The sequence below is a fragment of the Pseudomonas orientalis genome, from assembly GCF_001439815.1.
Lineage (GTDB): Bacteria > Pseudomonadota > Gammaproteobacteria > Pseudomonadales > Pseudomonadaceae > Aquipseudomonas > Aquipseudomonas orientalis.
In genome coordinates this window covers 48,258-64,660 of the sequence record NZ_JYLM01000010.1, presented here as the reverse complement: position 1 = coordinate 64,660, position 16,403 = coordinate 48,258, and the positions used below count along the sequence as shown (strand labels likewise).

12 protein-coding genes are annotated in these 16,403 nt (G+C 63.8%); all 12 read right to left on the bottom strand.

Annotation, left to right across the window (positions count from 1 at the left end; genetic code table 11):
• Window position 1: 1 nt before the first annotated feature.
• The gene (locus TU82_RS21965; RefSeq protein ID WP_057725325.1) at window positions 2-1,723 is read right to left on the bottom strand and encodes a ShlB/FhaC/HecB family hemolysin secretion/activation protein; all 1,722 of its coding nucleotides are present in this window, start codon (window positions 1,721-1,723) and stop codon (window positions 2-4) included.
• Between the two features lie 562 nt (window positions 1,724-2,285).
• Complete coding sequence (pgaD, locus tag TU82_RS21955) at window positions 2,286-2,768, bottom strand: poly-beta-1,6-N-acetyl-D-glucosamine biosynthesis protein PgaD (protein ID WP_057725323.1); 483 nt, start codon at window positions 2,766-2,768, stop codon at window positions 2,286-2,288.
• 2 nt (window positions 2,769-2,770) lie between these two features.
• A complete protein-coding gene (gene pgaC, locus TU82_RS21950; protein ID WP_057725322.1) occupies window positions 2,771-4,111 on the bottom strand; it encodes a poly-beta-1,6-N-acetyl-D-glucosamine synthase in 1,341 nt (446 codons plus the stop codon).
• Between the two features lie 2 nt (window positions 4,112-4,113).
• Window positions 4,114-6,111 (bottom strand): poly-beta-1,6-N-acetyl-D-glucosamine N-deacetylase PgaB, encoded by a 1,998-nt coding sequence (gene pgaB / locus TU82_RS21945; protein ID WP_057725321.1) that lies wholly within the window; start codon window positions 6,109-6,111, stop codon window positions 4,114-4,116.
• A 12-nt stretch (window positions 6,112-6,123) separates the two neighbouring features.
• Window positions 6,124-8,604: a poly-beta-1,6 N-acetyl-D-glucosamine export porin PgaA gene (gene pgaA, locus TU82_RS21940; RefSeq protein WP_057725320.1), complete on the bottom strand. Its 2,481-nt coding sequence runs from the start codon at window positions 8,602-8,604 to the stop codon at window positions 6,124-6,126.
• A gap of 301 nt (window positions 8,605-8,905) precedes the next feature.
• A complete protein-coding gene (locus TU82_RS21935; protein ID WP_057725319.1) occupies window positions 8,906-10,402 on the bottom strand; it encodes a YdgA family protein in 1,497 nt (498 codons plus the stop codon).
• Window positions 10,403-10,655: 253 nt separating this feature from the next.
• Window positions 10,656-11,288: a hypothetical protein gene (locus TU82_RS21930; protein WP_057725318.1), complete on the bottom strand. Its 633-nt coding sequence runs from the start codon at window positions 11,286-11,288 to the stop codon at window positions 10,656-10,658.
• 76 nt (window positions 11,289-11,364) lie between these two features.
• Window positions 11,365-12,807, bottom strand: a complete 1,443-nt coding sequence (locus tag TU82_RS21925) for an efflux transporter outer membrane subunit (RefSeq protein ID WP_057725317.1) — start codon at window positions 12,805-12,807, stop codon at window positions 11,365-11,367.
• Window positions 12,804-13,694, bottom strand: a complete 891-nt coding sequence (locus TU82_RS21920) for an efflux RND transporter periplasmic adaptor subunit (protein WP_057725316.1) — start codon at window positions 13,692-13,694, stop codon at window positions 12,804-12,806. Before TU82_RS21920 ends, TU82_RS21925 begins: the two co-directional genes overlap by 4 nt.
• Window positions 13,691-13,900: a DUF1656 domain-containing protein gene (locus tag TU82_RS21915; RefSeq protein WP_003187469.1), complete on the bottom strand. Its 210-nt coding sequence runs from the start codon at window positions 13,898-13,900 to the stop codon at window positions 13,691-13,693. Before TU82_RS21915 ends, TU82_RS21920 begins: the two co-directional genes overlap by 4 nt.
• Window positions 13,897-15,975, bottom strand: a complete 2,079-nt coding sequence (locus TU82_RS21910) for an FUSC family protein (protein ID WP_057725315.1) — start codon at window positions 15,973-15,975, stop codon at window positions 13,897-13,899. Before TU82_RS21910 ends, TU82_RS21915 begins: the two co-directional genes overlap by 4 nt.
• Window positions 15,972-16,391: a MarR family winged helix-turn-helix transcriptional regulator gene (locus TU82_RS21905; protein ID WP_057725314.1), complete on the bottom strand. Its 420-nt coding sequence runs from the start codon at window positions 16,389-16,391 to the stop codon at window positions 15,972-15,974. The genes TU82_RS21910 and TU82_RS21905 overlap by 4 nt, the downstream gene beginning before the upstream one ends.
• Window positions 16,392-16,403: the final 12 nt, after the last annotated feature.

Sequence of the window (16,403 nt, the reverse complement as noted above, 5' to 3'; positions counted from 1 at the left end):
ATTACAGGAAGAAATCCAGGCGGAAGTAGATCGGCGCTTCGCGCTCGGTGACGACTCCGGGTCTTTCCAGCGAGTGGGCAAAGGTCACGCTGGTGCTGACGTTTTTGCCACGGGCGAACAGCTCCAGGGAGTTGCTGGACACGCGGCCGTGAACGTTGTCGTTGTAGCGGTCGTTGCGGATCACGCCCTGGTCGTAGCCGACGCTGGCGCCGTATTCGAAGAAGGCCGGGCGCATCCAGTCGAGGGTCACCGGACGCGCCCAGCGCACTTCATTGCGCCAGTAGCCACCGCTGTCGCCGGTCAGCAACTGGTCCTTGAAACCGCGCACCGAAGCCGAGCCGCCGAGGCTCATGCGCTGGGGCGAGAACAGCGGGTCTTCACTGCGCTGGCCGGTGGCCAGGCTGCTGAAGCTGAACGACTCGCCCCACAGGCTGAACGGTTGCAGGTAGCTGACGGTGGCGGTGTATTTGCGGTAGCGCGAGTTCGGCTGACGGCGGCCGAAGGCGTCGCGTTCGTCCTGGGACTGGGCATCGAGCAAGCCAATGCCGCTTTGCATGCCCAGGTCCAGGTTGACGAAGGCCGTGCCGATACGCCGCCCATGGTTGACGCCCAGTTGCAGTTCGCTGAGGCGGTTGCTGCTGGGCGCGGTGCGCACGTCGAGGATGTAGTTGTTGGTGCGCAGGTGCGCCAGGCCGACGTTGACCGAGGTCTTGCTCACGTCATCGCGGTGGATGACCCGTTCGGCGCGCAGTTGGTGGTTCTGGTTGTCGCCGTCCTGCTTGTATTTGAAGTCGTCGGTCACGCCGAAGGTGCGGTAGTCGCTCTCGCTGTAGGTGTAGCTGAAGTTCCACCAACCCCACGGCACGTTGTAGTAGAGCATGGTGTTTTTCGAGGTTTTCTGGTGGTCGCTGATGGCGTCGTGGCCACCGCGCAGAATCAACTGGTCGCCCAGGCCCAGCGGGCTGTCCCACTCCAGGCCGGCGCCCCATTGCTGTTCGCCGGTGCTTTTCTGGCCGTCGTTATTGCGCGACAGGCTGGCGCGCCAGGGCTTTTGCGCGGTGTTCTTGACCACCACGTCGCTGCCGCCGACTTGCTTGCCGGGGGTCAATTCCATTTGCGCCTGTTTGGACGGCAGGCGGTTGAGCTGGTCCACCAGTTGCTCGATTTCGCGCAGGTTCAGTGCTTCGCCGACCTTGCCGGGAAACGCCATGGCCAGTTCGCGCTCGGTCACGGTGCTGCCTTCGGCGCTGCGCAAGGCTTCGAGCTTGCCTTCCACCACCAGCACTTGCAGGTGGCCGGTGGAGAGGTCTTGCTGCGGCAGGTAGGCGCGGCTGGTGACGCGGCCTTTGCCGAGGTAGTAGTCGGTAATGGCCTTGAGCAGGTCGTTGAGCTGGGACACGCCCAGGCACTGGCCGACATAGGGCTTGAGCAGGCGCTCGCGCTCGGAGGCCGGCAGGCTGTCGGCGCCTTTGAGTTCGATGTTCTTGATCGGGAAGCAGCGGGTGTCGGCGGGCGCGGTGGGCGCCTCGGGTTTGGCCGCTTTGCCGGGCAGGTCCTTGAGTTCTTCAAGGCGCCGCTGTTGCTCCTCGAGCAGGCGGTTCTGCCGATCGCGGATCAGGTCCTGGTCGCCGGGCGTGGGGGCGGCGAATGCAGTGTTCAGGCCCAGGCAAGTGAGCAAGAGCGTGCATAGAAGAAACCGAGTCCGTGGCATTGGCAGAGGCATGTTCGATCCGTCGAAAATCAAAGGCCGGCACGCTAACATCGAACTCCCGGCAGTCCAAGACGCTGGGGCTGTAGGGTGTTGGAGCGTGTCTGCGGGCTAACCTAATGATTAGTAACAAAAAATAATTATCGAACAAGGTGCGGCCGGAATGCTGAGACGTTTAATCCGACCGGCGGCAACTGTTTCGACAGCGATTCGACTGACGGGCATTGATCGCCACTATTTAGCCATCAAGTGTCGTCGAGTTAGGGTTAGTACCGGGAAGGGGAGGAAAGTTCGCGGCGGTTTTGTGATTTGGATCCCATTTATCGGAAATCCAATCAGTTTTGTTGAACCCGTGCGCACTCACAGCGTTGGAGATCAATGTGGGAGGGGGCAAGCCCTAATGCCAGCCAGTTAAGGTTTTTTGTAGGAGCGAGCTTGCTCGCGAAAAACGTCAACGATAACGCGTGCTTCCTGAATGAACGCGGTGCCTGTGAGTTTTTCGCGAGCAAGCTCGCTCCTACTGAGGGCGGCATTAGGGCAAGCCCCCTCCCACATTGGTATTTGCAGGGCTGAAGAATCAGCCAAGGCCCTTGTCTTTTTCCGAGCCGGACACCAGGGCCAGGCCGGGGCGTTCGACGTCGCGGGAGACGTGGGATTTGATTTCGCCCACGCCGCCCTCTTCGTCGTTGTGGATCACCAGCACGCCCGGGCGGCGCAGTTGTTCCAGGTCGCCCTCGCCCAGCTTGAAGCTTTCACTCAAGTGCTGATCACTCAGGGCATTCGCTTCGGCGCGACGCTGGGCGAATTTGCGGCCTTTGCGTTGCTGGTAGCGCGCCCAGGCGACCAGGATCACGGCGTTGAACAGGGCAATCCACAGGTAGATTTGCAAGGTGTTGAGCGCGGCGAAGATCGGCGCTTCCAGGCGCGGGCCGCCGTGGGTTTCGAGCATGGCGCTCATGCCCCGGGCCAGCAGCCAGACCAGGCCGGCCCAGGCCAGCAGGGTAAGCAACACATCGATAATCCACATCGCCAGGTTCTGGCGGGTTCTGACCAGCTTCATCGTCACACCTCCTCTTGGGCAGGTTTGATACCACGGTCTGGGCTGACCCAGCGCGCGCGTTTCTGGTGTTGGTTGAACAACACCTTGGGAAAACTGACCAGCGTGGTGAACAGGCTCACCAGCCAGAACACCATCGGGTACCACACGGTCCAGAACAGGGTTTTCCACAGGTCTTTTTCGTAGCGTCGGTCAATCAGGATGCTCACCGCGAACTGCAGCAGGCACACCATCGCCAGCACCAGCCCGGTAAACGCCGGCGGCACCAGGGAGTCGACGGTAATCGCCGGCGGCAACACCATGAATTTGCCCAGGCCCCAGAACACCACCGAGAGCAGGAAGGTGAAGGCCCAGCCGGTGGACAGGCAATATTCGAACAGCAGCGGCCACAGGTAGCGATGGCGCCATTGCCAGATGCCACGGATATTCTTGAACAGCACTTCAGCGCCGCCCTGGGCCCAGCGCAGGCGCTGTTTCCACAGGCCGCCGACGGTTTCCGGCATGAGGATCCAGCACAGCGCGCGCGGCTCGTAGAAGATCGCCCAGTGATCGAGTTGCAGCTTCCAGCTGACATCGATGTCCTCGGTGATCATGTCGGTGCTCCAGTAATCGATGCGGTTCAGCGCCTTTTTACGGAACGCCACCACCACACCCGACACCGTGAAGATGCGTCCGAACACGCGCTGGGTACGCTTGATCAGGCCGATGATCGAGGAGAACTCGCCCACTTGTACCCGGCCGATCAGGGTCGAACGTGTGCGCACACGCGGGTTGCCGGTGACGGCGCCCAGGCGCGGGTTGTCGAGCATCGGCGCGACCAGGTAGGCCGCCGCGTTTTTGTCGAGCAACGCATCGCCGTCGATGCACACCAGGTATTCGCTGCGCGCCGCTACCGCACCCATGCGCAGGGCCACGGCCTTGCCCTGGTTCTGCGCCAGGTGCAGCACGCGCAGGCGTGGGTGTTGCAGCGCCAGCGCGTCGAGTATCGCAGCGGTGTTGTCGCTGGAGCCGTCGTTGACCGCAATCACTTCGATGTTCGTGTACACCTGGCCCAGGGCGGCCGCCATGGTGTCGGCGACGTTATCGCCTTCGTTGTAGCAAGGGATGATGATCGAGATCAGCGGGTTGCCGGCCAGGGTCGGCGCCGGGGTGTCCTCCTGCCACGGCCAGTGGCGCTCCCAGTGCAGCCAGAAGTACAGGCCGCCGGCAATCCACAGCGCGGACATGAACAGCGGGTAGAAAAACACGAAGTCCATCAGGAACTGCCCGGTGACCAGGAAGATCAGGCCCAGGGGCACGCCCAGTACCAGTGCCAGCACGAATATAGCCAGGATTCTGTCGAACATGATCAAGGGTTCCACTGGTTGGAAAGGGCCGGACGTACCGTCTTCAGGTCCGGGGAATTTTCCAGGAAGTTGTCCGGGTAGTAGCCAAAGCTCTTGACCCCCTGGCGTTTGAGCACGCCCATCCATTGCGCCAGTTGCTCAGCGCTGATATCCGGCGCGGCTTTGGTGCGCCAGTCTTTGGCTTGCAGCTCGAAAATGGTTTTTTCCAAGGCTCCCGGGCGTGCCTTGACGGTCGCCACCAGTTTTTCCAGCCAGGCATCGGAGGTCTTCAATTCCTGACCTTCCATCAACGGCATGGCCATCGGCGCGGTCCAGTCATAGGCCTGCAGGAAGTCGTCGAGGTTCTGCGCAAACCAGGCTTCGCTGGCCGGGTTGAGCATCGGCTCGGCGAAGATATTGCGCGCGGTCTGCACCTGCGGCCCGGCGATGGCGCGAACCTTGGTGGTCAGCTCCTGGGTGAAGTCGATCAGGTAGCGGCTCTTGAAGCGGGTCCAGCGTTGCAGCGTGGCGGGGTCGGCGCGCAAGGCGGCGACAGTGTCAGGCAGACCATTGGCCGCGTACGCCTTGAGCGCGGCGGGGCTGGCGTCTTCGAAGTCCGAGAGCACGGCGTCGTCGTGGTACAGCACGCCGTCGATGGCGCTGTTGCGGGCCAGGTCTTCGTAGATTTCACCGATGATTTTGCGCACCTGCGGGTCGAACGGCGACAGGCGTTGGTACTGGTCGGGATCGGTGCCCAGCCTGGCGGTTTGCGGGTCCCAACGGGTCACGCGCGGCAGCTTGGGGTCGAGGGCGAAACTGAGCACGGGCATCCAGGCATACACCGCCGCATGGGCACGGGTGTGCAGTTGCCAGGCGACGCGGTTGAACAGGTCGGCGCGCACCGGCAAGTGACGGTTGGGGAAGTAGAGTGAATGCACCAGGCCGTCGCCCTTGGGGTCGGCGAAGGCTTGCAGGAACACGGTGCCGGCGCCCATGTCCACCACGCGCTGCACCAGTACGTCGAGGTTGCGCGCCTGCTGGGCCGGGTCGGGGTCGTAGACGTTGTCCAGGTCCACATGCAATACGCGCAGCGGCGCCGGGGTCTGTGCGGCGACGATGCTGTTGGCGAAGTGCTCGCCGTCGGGATCGGAGGCCACCAGAAAGCGCGGACTGTTCATCAGATCACTGGAGCTGTCGAGGCCGTCTTCCAGGGTCAGCGCCATCTGGTAGCCCTGCTCGCTGACGATCGCCAACGACGTGCCTTTGGCCGCGCCATAGGGCCATACCCACACCCGTGGTTTTTTGCCGGTCACGGCCTGGATCTTGTTGGAAATCGCCACGACGTCCGCACGCTGCCGCGCATCGAACTGCGCCTGGCTTTCATAGCGCCCGGTGGCCGGGTCAAAGCGCAGGGACGTTGCCGCCGGCTCCAGGTTGCCTTGGGGGTTGGCGAGGATGCCTTTGTGGTTGGCGTCGGTGTGCGCGGCGATTTCCACCAGGCCCGACTGGGACACTTCGCGAATCTGCTGCCAGGTGAGGAACTCTCCACGCGGACGCGGTGAACCGGCGAAGTCCACCGGTTTGTTCAGCGGCGTGTCGATCCAGTAGCCCACTGGCGCCAGTAACGCCGGCCAGTGGTAGGCGCGCAGAATCGGCATCACGCGGGTGTAGAAGCTTGCGTAACCGTCGTCGAAGCTGAGCATGATGGCCTTGGGCGGCAGCGTCGGGCCGCCGTTGCGCGCGGCCAGGATCTGGTCGACGCTGACCGCCTGGTAGCCGTTCTCGCGCAGCCAGGCCAGTTGTTCGATCAAGCGTTCGGTGCGCACCGCCACCACCGCCTGATCGGGGTCGCGATCATTGACGTCATGGTAGGCAATGCCCAGGAAATGGTTTTGCGGCCACGGCGCTTCGTTGGGCGCGGTTGGCCGCTGCGCGGGTGGGGTATAGGGCGCGGGTTGCTGGGCGCACGCGGCGGCCAGCATTAGACCCAGGACCAACAAGCAACGGCTGAGGACGGTCATGGTCAGGCTCTTCTAGAAACGGTAAGTGAGGTCGACGAGCAGGCGCAGATCGCGTTCGCGGTCGCCGTCATAAGGTCGGCTGATCAGGCTGAGGTTGGCGCCCATTTCCAGTACGTCGTTCCAGCGAAAGCGCTGGCCGTAGCCGACAAGGCCGATGCCACCCGTGGAATAGTCGCGCTGGCTGTAGGTGCCCGCGCCGATCTGGAACTGCTGGCTCCACTGGGTCTCGTAGCGGTGATAGAGCACGTGGTTGACGTTGATCACGGGCAACACCGTGAAGTCCGACTTCGGGTTGAAGTACGCGGTGTCTTCCTTGCTGTTGCGGCTCGCGGCGACTTCCAGGCCCAGGTCGACTTGCACATGGGGCGAGCTGTAGAGGCCCTCGCGGCCGCTGAGCAGCGCTTCGACGCGATCATTGCCGTCACTGAAGTGCGACGGGCTGAGGGTGAGTTTCCACTCGCGACTTTCATTGGCGCGCCAGCGGATAAAACCGCTGCCGCCATTGGCCGTGACGCCGTCGTTCAAGGCGCGCAGCGGCGTGGTGCTGAGCAGGTAGCCGACACTGCCGCCGTACTGCCAGTGGTCGTTGATGTCGCGGGCAATCGAGACGGCCGCGCCTTGCTTGGAGCCATCGCCGTAGGAATGGTTGGATACCTCGGCTTCGAGCGTCATGTCGCGGGTGCGCCGCTCCACGCCCACGCGCTGCCAACGGTGCTGGCCGGTGCCTTCGCTGAAGTCGGCGGTGGCGTAGCCGGCTCCGGCGAACAGGCGCCAGTCTTCGTCGATGGGCGGCGTGTAGATCACGCTTTCAATGCCCCAGTCGCGGCTGCCGGAGACTGCACCGGTGTCGTCGTTATTGCCGCCGCCGTAGCTCTTGCCGGTGTAGGCCTCGACGCGCAGTTCGGCCATGTCATGCACATCGCGCAGGCGGCGCAGACGTTGCACCTGGCGGTTGTCCGGGTTGCGCGCGACCACGTCGTCGGTGAGGGCGTCCATCTGGCGCCACTCCTGCAGGTCCATGGCGGTGTAGGCCTGGGACACTTGCAGGCCGATGTCGCGGGGCGCCTGGGCTTCGGTTTCCTTGAGGGTGCCTTCGGCGCGGCGCGGCCAGTCACGGGCGCGGTACATGTCGGCCTGGGCGATGCGCAGGCCGACATTGCCTGGCGCCTTGGCCACCAGCGCTTCCAGGTTGACTTCGCTGCCCGGCAGGTCGCCGCCGAAGGTGCCGGCCTGGGCGGAGAGTTGCTGCGCGTCCATCCAGTTGTCGTTGGGGTTGCCAATCGGCAAGCCCTTGAGTTCGACGCGGGGTTTCTGTTCCCTGGCCAGGGTGTCGGCGACCTGGCGGGCGTCCTCGACCTTGTCGCTTTCCAGCAGGGCGTAGAACAACGCGGTGCTGTCGTCGACGCGGTAACTGGCGTCGGCGTCCGGCGCGCTCAGCACCTGGCGATACAAGGGTTCGGCTTGTTCCGGCTGGCGCTGGTCGAGGTATGAGGCGGCCACCCAACGCAACGCATACGTGGGCAATTGCACGCCTTCGCGGTTAAAAGTCTGGTACTCGCGGATCACCTCGGCCGTACGTGCCCTGGCCTTCAGCGCGCCCAGGCGGTCGATGCGCCAGCGCACCACGTCGTCATGGGCACTGGCGTCCGGGGTCCAGCGTGCGATCAGTCGGTCGTAGTCACTGAGGGCGCGGTCGGCGACCACGTAGCGTTCTTTTTCGGTGCGCGTGGCGAACTCGGCGATGCGCACGCGCTCGGCGGCCAGGTCGCCTTCCAGGCGGCGCCGGGTCACCGCGTCCACCAGGCCCGGACGCCTGGCCGACAGGCGCAGCGCGGCTTCCGGCAAGCGCGCCTTTTGCAGGGCGACGAGGTATTCACGCGCCACGTCGGGCTTGTCGCCGGCGCGGATGAACGCCTGGTCGAACTCGAACAGCGCGTCGTAGTTCAGCCCGGCGCGGGTCAGCGCGTAGCCCAGGGCCATGCGGCGGTTGGGGTCATTGGGTTGCGCCGCCACCAGCGCGCGCAGGCGTTGCACCGCCTCGCCGGCCTTGCCGCCATCGGCCTGGGTGAGCGCCAGGCCCAGTTGCAGGTCGATATTATTCGGCTCACGCAACAGCGTCTGGCGATAGACCGCCTCGGCCTGGGCCCACTGCTTCTGATTGCGATAGGTGCGCGCCACCGTGGCCAGTGCCTGGGTGGTCAGGTTGCGATGCTTGCCCTGTGCCTCATACACCGTCAACACTTCCACGTCCTGCCCGGCCCAACCGGCAATCACCAGGTGATCGCTGACCTGGCCTGGGGTCTGGCGTTCAGCGGACAGCTGGCGCAGCTGGGTCAGTGCCGGCGCGAAGTGACCGTTGCGCGCCTGGATGATCAGGGCGTCATAGGCGGGGTCGGCCACGGCACAGGCGGGCATCAGCAATTGGCTGCACAGGGCTGCTGCGATAAGCAACCGCAACCGGCCTGAAGCGCTGAGTGGAGGGATTGGCAACATGTCGTCGGCTTCCTTACAAGGAAAGCTGCAACGATGGGTGATCCTGAGCGATGTGCATCAGGGTGTCGGCGTCTCGGGACCCGACCTAGCTTTCCTGGGGGAACTATCCCTTAGCCAGGCAGGGGCAAGGGCAATTCAGAACAATTGTTCAGAATTGACCGGCAGGGATCTTTCGACAGGCACAAAACACAATGTGGGAGGGGGCTTGCCCCCGATAGCGGTGGGTCAGCTGAAAATTTACTGACTGACACTCCGCCATCGGGGGCAAGCCCCCTCCCACAGTTTTAACTGTATTCCAGGGTTACTGCGCGCCGCCCATTGCACCGGCTTTGGACATCACGAAGCTGATGAACTGCTCGACGGTCATTTTCTGGCCGTTGAAGGTCACTTCGTTGTTGGCATAGTGCAGCTTGGACACCACGTCGGTGCCTACCAGGGCTGCCAGTTGCGTACCCACGGCCACACCGCTGACCATCTCGGCCGCCATTTGCGATTGCTGTTCGATGGCTTTCGGGTCGGTCACGCCGCCGACCTGGGCTTGCAGCGCGGCCACGTCGCTGATCATCGGTTTGGACAGGGTGAGGTTGGCGTCCAGCAGCGCAATCATCTGCTTGCCCAGTTCAACCGGTGGCAGTTCCATGGAGGCCGGCTTGGCCAGGTCCAGGACAAGGTTGAACCTGCTCTCGCCATGGGTGGTTTTCAGCGACAGGTTTTCCACCGCCACTTGCGGCTTGGCGGCCAGCACCTGGTTGACGTTGGCTTCGGCCAGGGTCTGCTCGGCTTCGGTCAGTTGCAGCTCGGGCGCGGGTTGGCCGGCAGCGGCGGCGGCTTGCACCGGCTGCATCTTGTCCTGGTAGAGCTTGGTCAACACCAGCATCGCCGGGATGTCGACATTTTTCATGCTGACGGCCATGGCGGCCGAGCCCACAGGCTTACCCTGGTAACCGATCTCGTCGATCTTGTAGTCGACGCGGCCGGCCAGGTTGTTGTCCTGGGTCTCGCTGGAATCTTTCTGCTCGAAGCCCTTGAGGGTCAGCACAGACTTCTGCGGGCCGAAGGTGACCTTGGTGTCGGTCAGTTCGATGGTGTTCTGGCCGGTGTAGAAACCGAACGTGGATTTGGCCAGGTTGCTGGCGACGGTCAGGCCGGCCAGTTCAGCTTCGAACGCGTCGCCATTGGCATCGACGGCCGCGACCTTGAGGCTGTTCATGTAGCCGTCGGCCTTGACCTTCTGGCCTTCGGCGCTGCTGTCGAATTCGAGGTTGGCGCCGGAGAAGCTCACCGAGGACTTGTCGTCCTTGAACTCCAGGGGCAGCAGTTCGACGTTGCCGTTGACCGAACGGCTGTAACCGATATTGGCCACGCCTTTGAGCGGCGACACGTCTTTGGCGGCAGCGAACCATGGTTCGGTGGTGGCGTTCTTTTCCAGTGCGTAGTGACTGGTGGCCATTACCGGCAGCCATTTCAGGCTGACCAGGCGCGAGAACGGCAGCGGGCCGTGTTCGATATGGTCGACGAACAGCAGCTCGGGGTTCGGGTTTTGCTCGCCGAACACACTGCCCTGGCCCTTGAGGCGGTAATGGGCGGTGCTGCTGAACACGCCACGGTCCAGGGAGACCAGCTCCAGGGAGACGCTACCGTCCACGCCGGCCATGGAGGTCTGCAGTTCCTTGTTGGCGTTCTGGATCGCGGTTTGCAGCACCGGCTCCAGTTGTTTACCGGTGTACCAGGCGCCGCCTGCACTGACGACGCCAACGGCGACAACGAAACCCAAAAGAACGACTGCTGGCTTATTCATGAAGTGACCTGATCAAATCCTGTGAGAAGTGGGCTGTCTTCCTTGAACCCCGGAGGGGTCCTTGTAGGAGCGAGCTTGCTCGCGAAGAACTCATAGGCACCGCGTTTATTCAGAATGCACGCGTTATCGTTGACGTTTTTCGCGAGCAAGCTCGCTCCTGCAGTAGTGGCCCGTGTGGCCGAAAGGCTGGGGAAGATTAGCACTGGCGGGCGCAAACGGCCCAGCCTTTCAGAGGGATCAGTTGCGCAGGAGTTCAGGAGTACTCCAGCTCGATTTCATCCAATTGGTGATCGAAGCTCTTCAAGCGCGCCGTCCAAGTGTAGACCAACACCTCAAACTCGCGGTGTATGACCGCATTGCCGGGGGTGTCGGCCTTGGGGTCGCAGAAGTCCAGCTGGTAGCGCTCACGGGCCATTTGCGTGGCGACATCGGACAATTCCCGCGCGTTATTCAGCCAGTGCCTGCCGTCGGCGACCTGCCGGTCGAGCACGACGCATTGCTTCTTCAGCACCTCGAGGCTTTTTTCCAGGGGCGTGCCGGTAAGGTCGCCCATGACTTCCTGGAAGGTGCGACCGGGTTGCCAGTAGCTGCCCCAGAAATAGCGGTCGAACACGGTTTCGACACGGCGCAGCGCCACCTTGGTGTCCCAGATCGCGACGCGGGTCTTGCCTTGTTCCAGCAACTTTCGCTTCACCCGTTGGTTTTGATAGGAGGCCCAGGCCACCACGCCGATGGACAAGGTGCCGATCACCAGGCAGGCGCTGTCGAGAAACACCATGGCCTTGTCGAGTTGGTGGGCGAGCATGACCCCGTAGAAATACGCGGCCGATAACAGCACCAGTGCGAAGAGCACGCACCAGAAAGCGGGAGCATAAGGGTTTTTCATTATTCGAATCCCCATGAGCAACGCGAGCAGTGTCCAGCGAGGCTTGACGCCCCTTGGACAAAGCATAGCTATCACCTCACGGTTTGCCGGGTTTTACCCCTTGCGTTCGTCCGCTTTCCCAGCCGCCGCCCAGGGCCAGGAACAGGTCGATCTGGCTCATCGCAACCTGGGTGTTGGCCGCCGCCAATTGCGCGCGCATGGTGGTGTAGGTGCGCGTGGCTTGCAGGTCTGCCAGGAACGACTCGCGCCCGGCCTGGAAGAAGCGGTGGGTCTGGTCCGCCGCCTCGCGAGCAGAGCGCTCGGCGTCGGCCAACGCTTCACGGCGCTGCAGCATGGCGGTGTACTGCGCCAGGCCGGTCTGGGTTTCGCGGATAGCGTTGAGCACCACCCCGTCGAAATGCGCCAGGGCACCCTGGGTCGCGGCTTCGGCTTCGTGGATGCGTGCACGGGCACCGTTGGTCGGCACCGTCCAGCTGATCATCGGGCCAAAGCCCCAGCGATTGGTCGCCGGCTGGCCGAGGTTGTCGAGCAGGCCCACCGTGCCCACCGTGGCGCCGATGGCGATGTCCGGGTACAAGGCGCCGGTGGCCACGCCGATGCGCGCCGTCGCAGCGGCCAGTTGGCGTTCGGCCTGGCGCACATCCGGGCGGCGCTTGAGCAACGCCGCACCGTCGCCCACCGGCAACAGCTGGGCGATGTGCGGCAACTCGGCGCAACTGGCGGTGCCGGCCGGCAGTTGATCGAGGGGTTTGGCCAGCAGCATCGACAGACGGAACAACCCCGCCTGGCGCGCCGCTTCGTAGCGCGGCATATCGGCGCGCAGGGATTTGTATTGGGTTTGAGAGCGCGTGACCTGGGTTTCGTCGCCACGGCCGGCGTCGCGCAGGCGTTGGGTCAGTTTGGTGCTTTGGGCTTGCAGGTCGAGGGACTCGTTGGCTATTGCCAGCTCTTCGTTGGCGGCGCAGACCTGGGTGTAGGAGCGCACCACATCGGCCACCAGGGTAATGCGCGCGATATCGGCGGCCGCCTGGGCCGCATCGGCGCTGGCCTGGGCGCTTTCGATGCCGCGCTGCAAGGTGCCGAACAGATCGAATTGGTACGAGGTGGTGATGCCCACGCTGCCGATGTTGTCCACCGGGACTTTGTCCGCCAGCAAAAAGGCTTCGCCGGATTCCTGCAACCGCTGCGCTTCAGCCTTGGCCCCGGCACTCCAGCCGCCGGCGGATTCGGCCTGCTGGGTCTGGTAGCGCGCGCGTTGCAAGTTGGCGGCGGCCACGCGCAGGTCGGTGTTGGAAGCCATGGCCTGGCGCACCAGTTCATCCAGGCGCGGGTCTTTGTACAGCTTCCACCAGTCGGTCGGCACGGGCGCCGACACCACGTTATTACCCTCCCCCGCGATAGTCCCTTGCAGGTCGTCACGGTTGACGGCGGCCGTGTCCGGCAGCTTGTAATCCGGGCCTACCACCTGGCAGGCCGACAGCAACAACCCCAGCGCAGCGGTGGCCAGCAGTTGTTTCATGGCTGGTCTCCGGCGTGGGCCGTGTCGTCGATGATCGACACGGTCGCGGTACGCCCGGCGATCATGCGAAAGTCCGCCGGCACCTCATCGAAGGCAATGCGTACCGGAATCCGCTGGGCCAGGCGCACCCAGCTGAACGCCGGATTGACGTTGGGCAGCAGGTTGGAACCGCTGCTGCGGTCGCGGTCTTCGATACCGGCGACGATGCTCTGCACGTGACCATGCAGGCGGGCGTTGTCGCCGATCACGCGGATGTCCACGCCCATGCCGACGCGGATGCCGTCCAGCTTGGTTTCTTCGAAGTAGCCGTCGATATGGAAGGAGTTGCTGTCCACCACCGACAGCACCGGGCGCCCGGCGGTGACGAATTCCTGGGCGCGCGGCGCGCGGTCGTTGACGTAGCCGTCCACCGGGCTGCGGATCACCGAGCGGTCGAGGTTGAGCTGGGCGGAATCCACCGTCACTTGCGCCTCGGCCAGGGCCGATTGGGCACGGGCCACGCGGGACTGGCTTTCTTCCAGTTGCTCGCTGGGCACCAGGTTGCCCAGGCCACGGTTACGCTTGTACTCGCGCTGGGCCTGGGCCAGGGTTTCCTGGCGGTCGGCCACGGCGGCCTGGGCCTGGCGCAGGGCCAGCTTGAAACGGTCCTGGTCGACGGCGAACAGCACCTGGCCTTTGGTCACCAACTGGTTGTCGCGCACGTCGACGCGCTGGATCAGCCCGGACACGTCCGGGGCGATCTGCACGATGTCGGCGCGGATGTGGCCGTCACGGGTCCAGGGCGCAAACATGTAGTACATGACCATGCGCCACACGACGACGACCGCAAACGTCACGATCAACAGCGTGAGGACAACACGGCCGATGGTCAAAAAAGGTTTTTTCATGTCATCAGATATCGACTGAGTGAGTCCACCGCGCCCAGCAACAGCGCGTAGAGCCCCACATTGAACAATGCCCGGTGCCAGACCAGGCGATAGAAGTGCATGCGCGTCAACAGCCCGTGCACCACCAGAAACAACACATAGGTAATGCCCATCAGCACCAGCAGCGTGGGCAGGAAGACGCCGCTGATATCCAGGTCACCGATCATAAAGGCGCTCCATCAGGTAGCGGCGCTTCGATTTCCGTGCCGCCAATAAACTCCACGCCAGGCAACAGCGCCAGGCGCAGGCCGGCCAGGGCATGCAGCAGGTGCAGGCGCGTGTCATCGGCGTCTTGCAGGCCCTGGCCGTTGAGGGCGCGGCGCGTGCGGTCCAGGGTCATCAGCAGACCGCTGGGCGCGGGCAAGCGTTCACCGGCCTTGAGGCAGGCTTTGAAATAACCGCCCACGCCTTCCACCACCTGGTTGAGCAACACACGCGGCACGCCGAGGATGCGCGGCGAGTAGGCGAGCAGATCGAGCAGGTTCAGCGCCACGCGCAGGTCGCGCAGGGCGGTGCCGGTGTCCTGGCCGGTGAGGGCCAGGCGCGGCAGGTGCTGCATCAGGCGGTCGAGCATTTGTGCGGCCATGTGTCGGTGTTCGGCCAGGGTGGCGGGCTCGGTGAGGCTGACGATGTCGCGCCAGCTGAAACGGGTCAGGCGCTTGGCCGCCAGTTCGGCGCCGAAGGGCCGTGCGATCAGGGTCCATACAAAGGCAAACAGCAGGCCCACGGGACCGGCCAGGTTGACATTGGCGAAGTTGAGAAAGTCCGCGTCATAGGCGCCCTGGATGCTGATGAAGGACGAAGTATTGACTAGCGTCAGCAGCATGCCCAGGTAAAACCGTGGCTGCACAGTGAGGGTGCCGATGCAGATGAACGGCACGGCGAACGCCAGCACCAGCATGGGGAAATCGTGCAGGTTGGGCAGCACCAGGAACAGATACAGGCTGGCGAACAGCACCGACATGGCAGTCCAGAAAAAGAACCGGTAGATCTGCGGCGCGGGGTCGTCCATCGAGGCGAAAAAGCTGCACGCCACGGCAGCGAGGATTACCGCGCTGCCGCCATCAGTCCAGCCCAGCAAAATCCACAGCACCGAGGCAACGATGATCGCGGTGACGGTGGAAAACGCCGAGTAGAACATCAGCCCACGGTCGAGGAACGGCGTGAGCCGGCCCAGGCGCCAGTGGCGGTAGACGGCGCGCCAGGTGTCCTGGCTTTCGCACTGAATGGCGGCTTGCAGGCTGCGGCAGTCTTGCCACAGGTCGACCCACTCGCCCAGGCGGTACAGGGCGTTGGAGAACAGCAGCGTGTGACGGTCGTCCAGCGCCTCGCCCTGAGGTTGCGCGGCATCGATCGTGTCGCGTAGTACGCGCCAGCGTTCCAGGGGGGCGGTTTCGGTGGTGCCTTGCAGCCAGGCGCTGGCGGCTTGCAGCAACGGCGTGAGCTGAGCGAGAAATTCCGGCGCGCGATGTTCGATGGCGTACACCGCATCGTCCAGGGCATCGATCACCGGCAACAGGTGGACCATGCGCCCGCGCAATTCCTTAGTGTTGCGCACCGTCTGCGGCCGCGCGCCTTCGTGGGGCAACTGGCCGATCATCAATTCGAGGGTGTTGAAGGTGGCGACCATGCCACCGCGCAGGCTGCTGACCGCTTCAGGCTCCACATCGCGGGTGAGAAAGCGCTGGCTGTAGACCTGGGCGTCGCTGAACCACTTGGCGACCGAGCCATCGAACACCGGCATCAGGCGACGCGGCCAGAACATCGCGCCCACCACGGCGGCCACGGCGATACCGAGAAAGATTTCCTCGGTACGCGCCTCGGCCACATCCCACACCGCCAGGGGGTTGTCCACCACCGGCAGGGCAATCAGCGGCAAGGTGTAGCCGGCCAGCATCAGGGCGTAGCTGTTGGCTGTGCGCAGATGCAGGGAAAGGAACAGCAGGGTGCCCGTCCACAGAGCGATCACCACCACCAGAATGTAGGGTGACTGCACGAACATCGGTACAAAAAACACCGCCGCCGCCGCGCCCATCAAAGTGCCGATCGCGCGGTACAAGGCTTTGGAACTGGTGGGCCCGACAAACGGGCTGGAGACGATATACACCGTGGCCATCGCCCAATACGGACGCGGCATTTGCATGAGCATGGCGATGTACAGCGCGATCATCGACGCGGCGAAGGTACGCACCCCGTAGAACCAGTCGCGGGCAGGTGGAAAACCGGTAAGGAATCCGTTCAAGGCGACACAGCCTCGGCCGCTTCGAAGGCCCGCAGCACCCGCAGCGCGGCTTCCAGATCCGGCGTGGCAATATCCGCCAGGACTTCGTTACGCAGGCGCACCAGTTGCGCCTCCACCGCCTGCACCAGCTCACGGCCACGCTCGGTGAGGCTAAGGGCCTTGGCACGGCGGTCGTGGATGTCTTCGGTGCGGCAGACGTAACCGTCACCGCACAGCCGGTCGAGCAGGCGCACCAGTGATGGGCTTTCCATACCGGAAGCCTGGGCTACTTTGACTTGATGCACACCGTCGCCCAAGCGACCGATCATCAGTAACGGCACGGCGCAGGCTTCGGAGATGCCATAGCTCACCAGCGTGGTCTGGCAGATCTTGCGCCAGTTACGGGCGCCCACCACCATGCTGCTGCTGAGGTTCATCTGGAGTTGTTC

What these genes read in the sequence shown, in the direction of transcription:
- TU82_RS21965 (WP_057725325.1), bottom strand. Translation starts at nt 1,723, where the DNA reads ATGCCTCTGCCAATGCCACGGACTCGGTTTCTTCTATGCACGCTCTTG.
- pgaD (WP_057725323.1), bottom strand. Translation starts at nt 2,768, where the DNA reads ATGAAGCTGGTCAGAACCCGCCAGAACCTGGCGATGTGGATTATCGAT.
- pgaC (WP_057725322.1), bottom strand. Translation starts at nt 4,111, where the DNA reads ATGTTCGACAGAATCCTGGCTATATTCGTGCTGGCACTGGTACTGGGC.
- pgaB (WP_057725321.1), bottom strand. Translation starts at nt 6,111, where the DNA reads ATGACCGTCCTCAGCCGTTGCTTGTTGGTCCTGGGTCTAATGCTGGCC.
- pgaA (WP_057725320.1), bottom strand. Translation starts at nt 8,604, where the DNA reads ATGTTGCCAATCCCTCCACTCAGCGCTTCAGGCCGGTTGCGGTTGCTT.
- TU82_RS21935 (WP_057725319.1), bottom strand. Translation starts at nt 10,402, where the DNA reads ATGAATAAGCCAGCAGTCGTTCTTTTGGGTTTCGTTGTCGCCGTTGGC.
- TU82_RS21930 (WP_057725318.1), bottom strand. Translation starts at nt 11,288, where the DNA reads ATGAAAAACCCTTATGCTCCCGCTTTCTGGTGCGTGCTCTTCGCACTG.
- TU82_RS21925 (WP_057725317.1), bottom strand. Translation starts at nt 12,807, where the DNA reads ATGAAACAACTGCTGGCCACCGCTGCGCTGGGGTTGTTGCTGTCGGCC.
- TU82_RS21920 (WP_057725316.1), bottom strand. Translation starts at nt 13,694, where the DNA reads ATGAAAAAACCTTTTTTGACCATCGGCCGTGTTGTCCTCACGCTGTTG.
- TU82_RS21915 (WP_003187469.1), bottom strand. Translation starts at nt 13,900, where the DNA reads ATGATCGGTGACCTGGATATCAGCGGCGTCTTCCTGCCCACGCTGCTG.
- TU82_RS21905 (WP_057725314.1), bottom strand. Translation starts at nt 16,391, where the DNA reads ATGAACCTCAGCAGCAGCATGGTGGTGGGCGCCCGTAACTGGCGCAAG.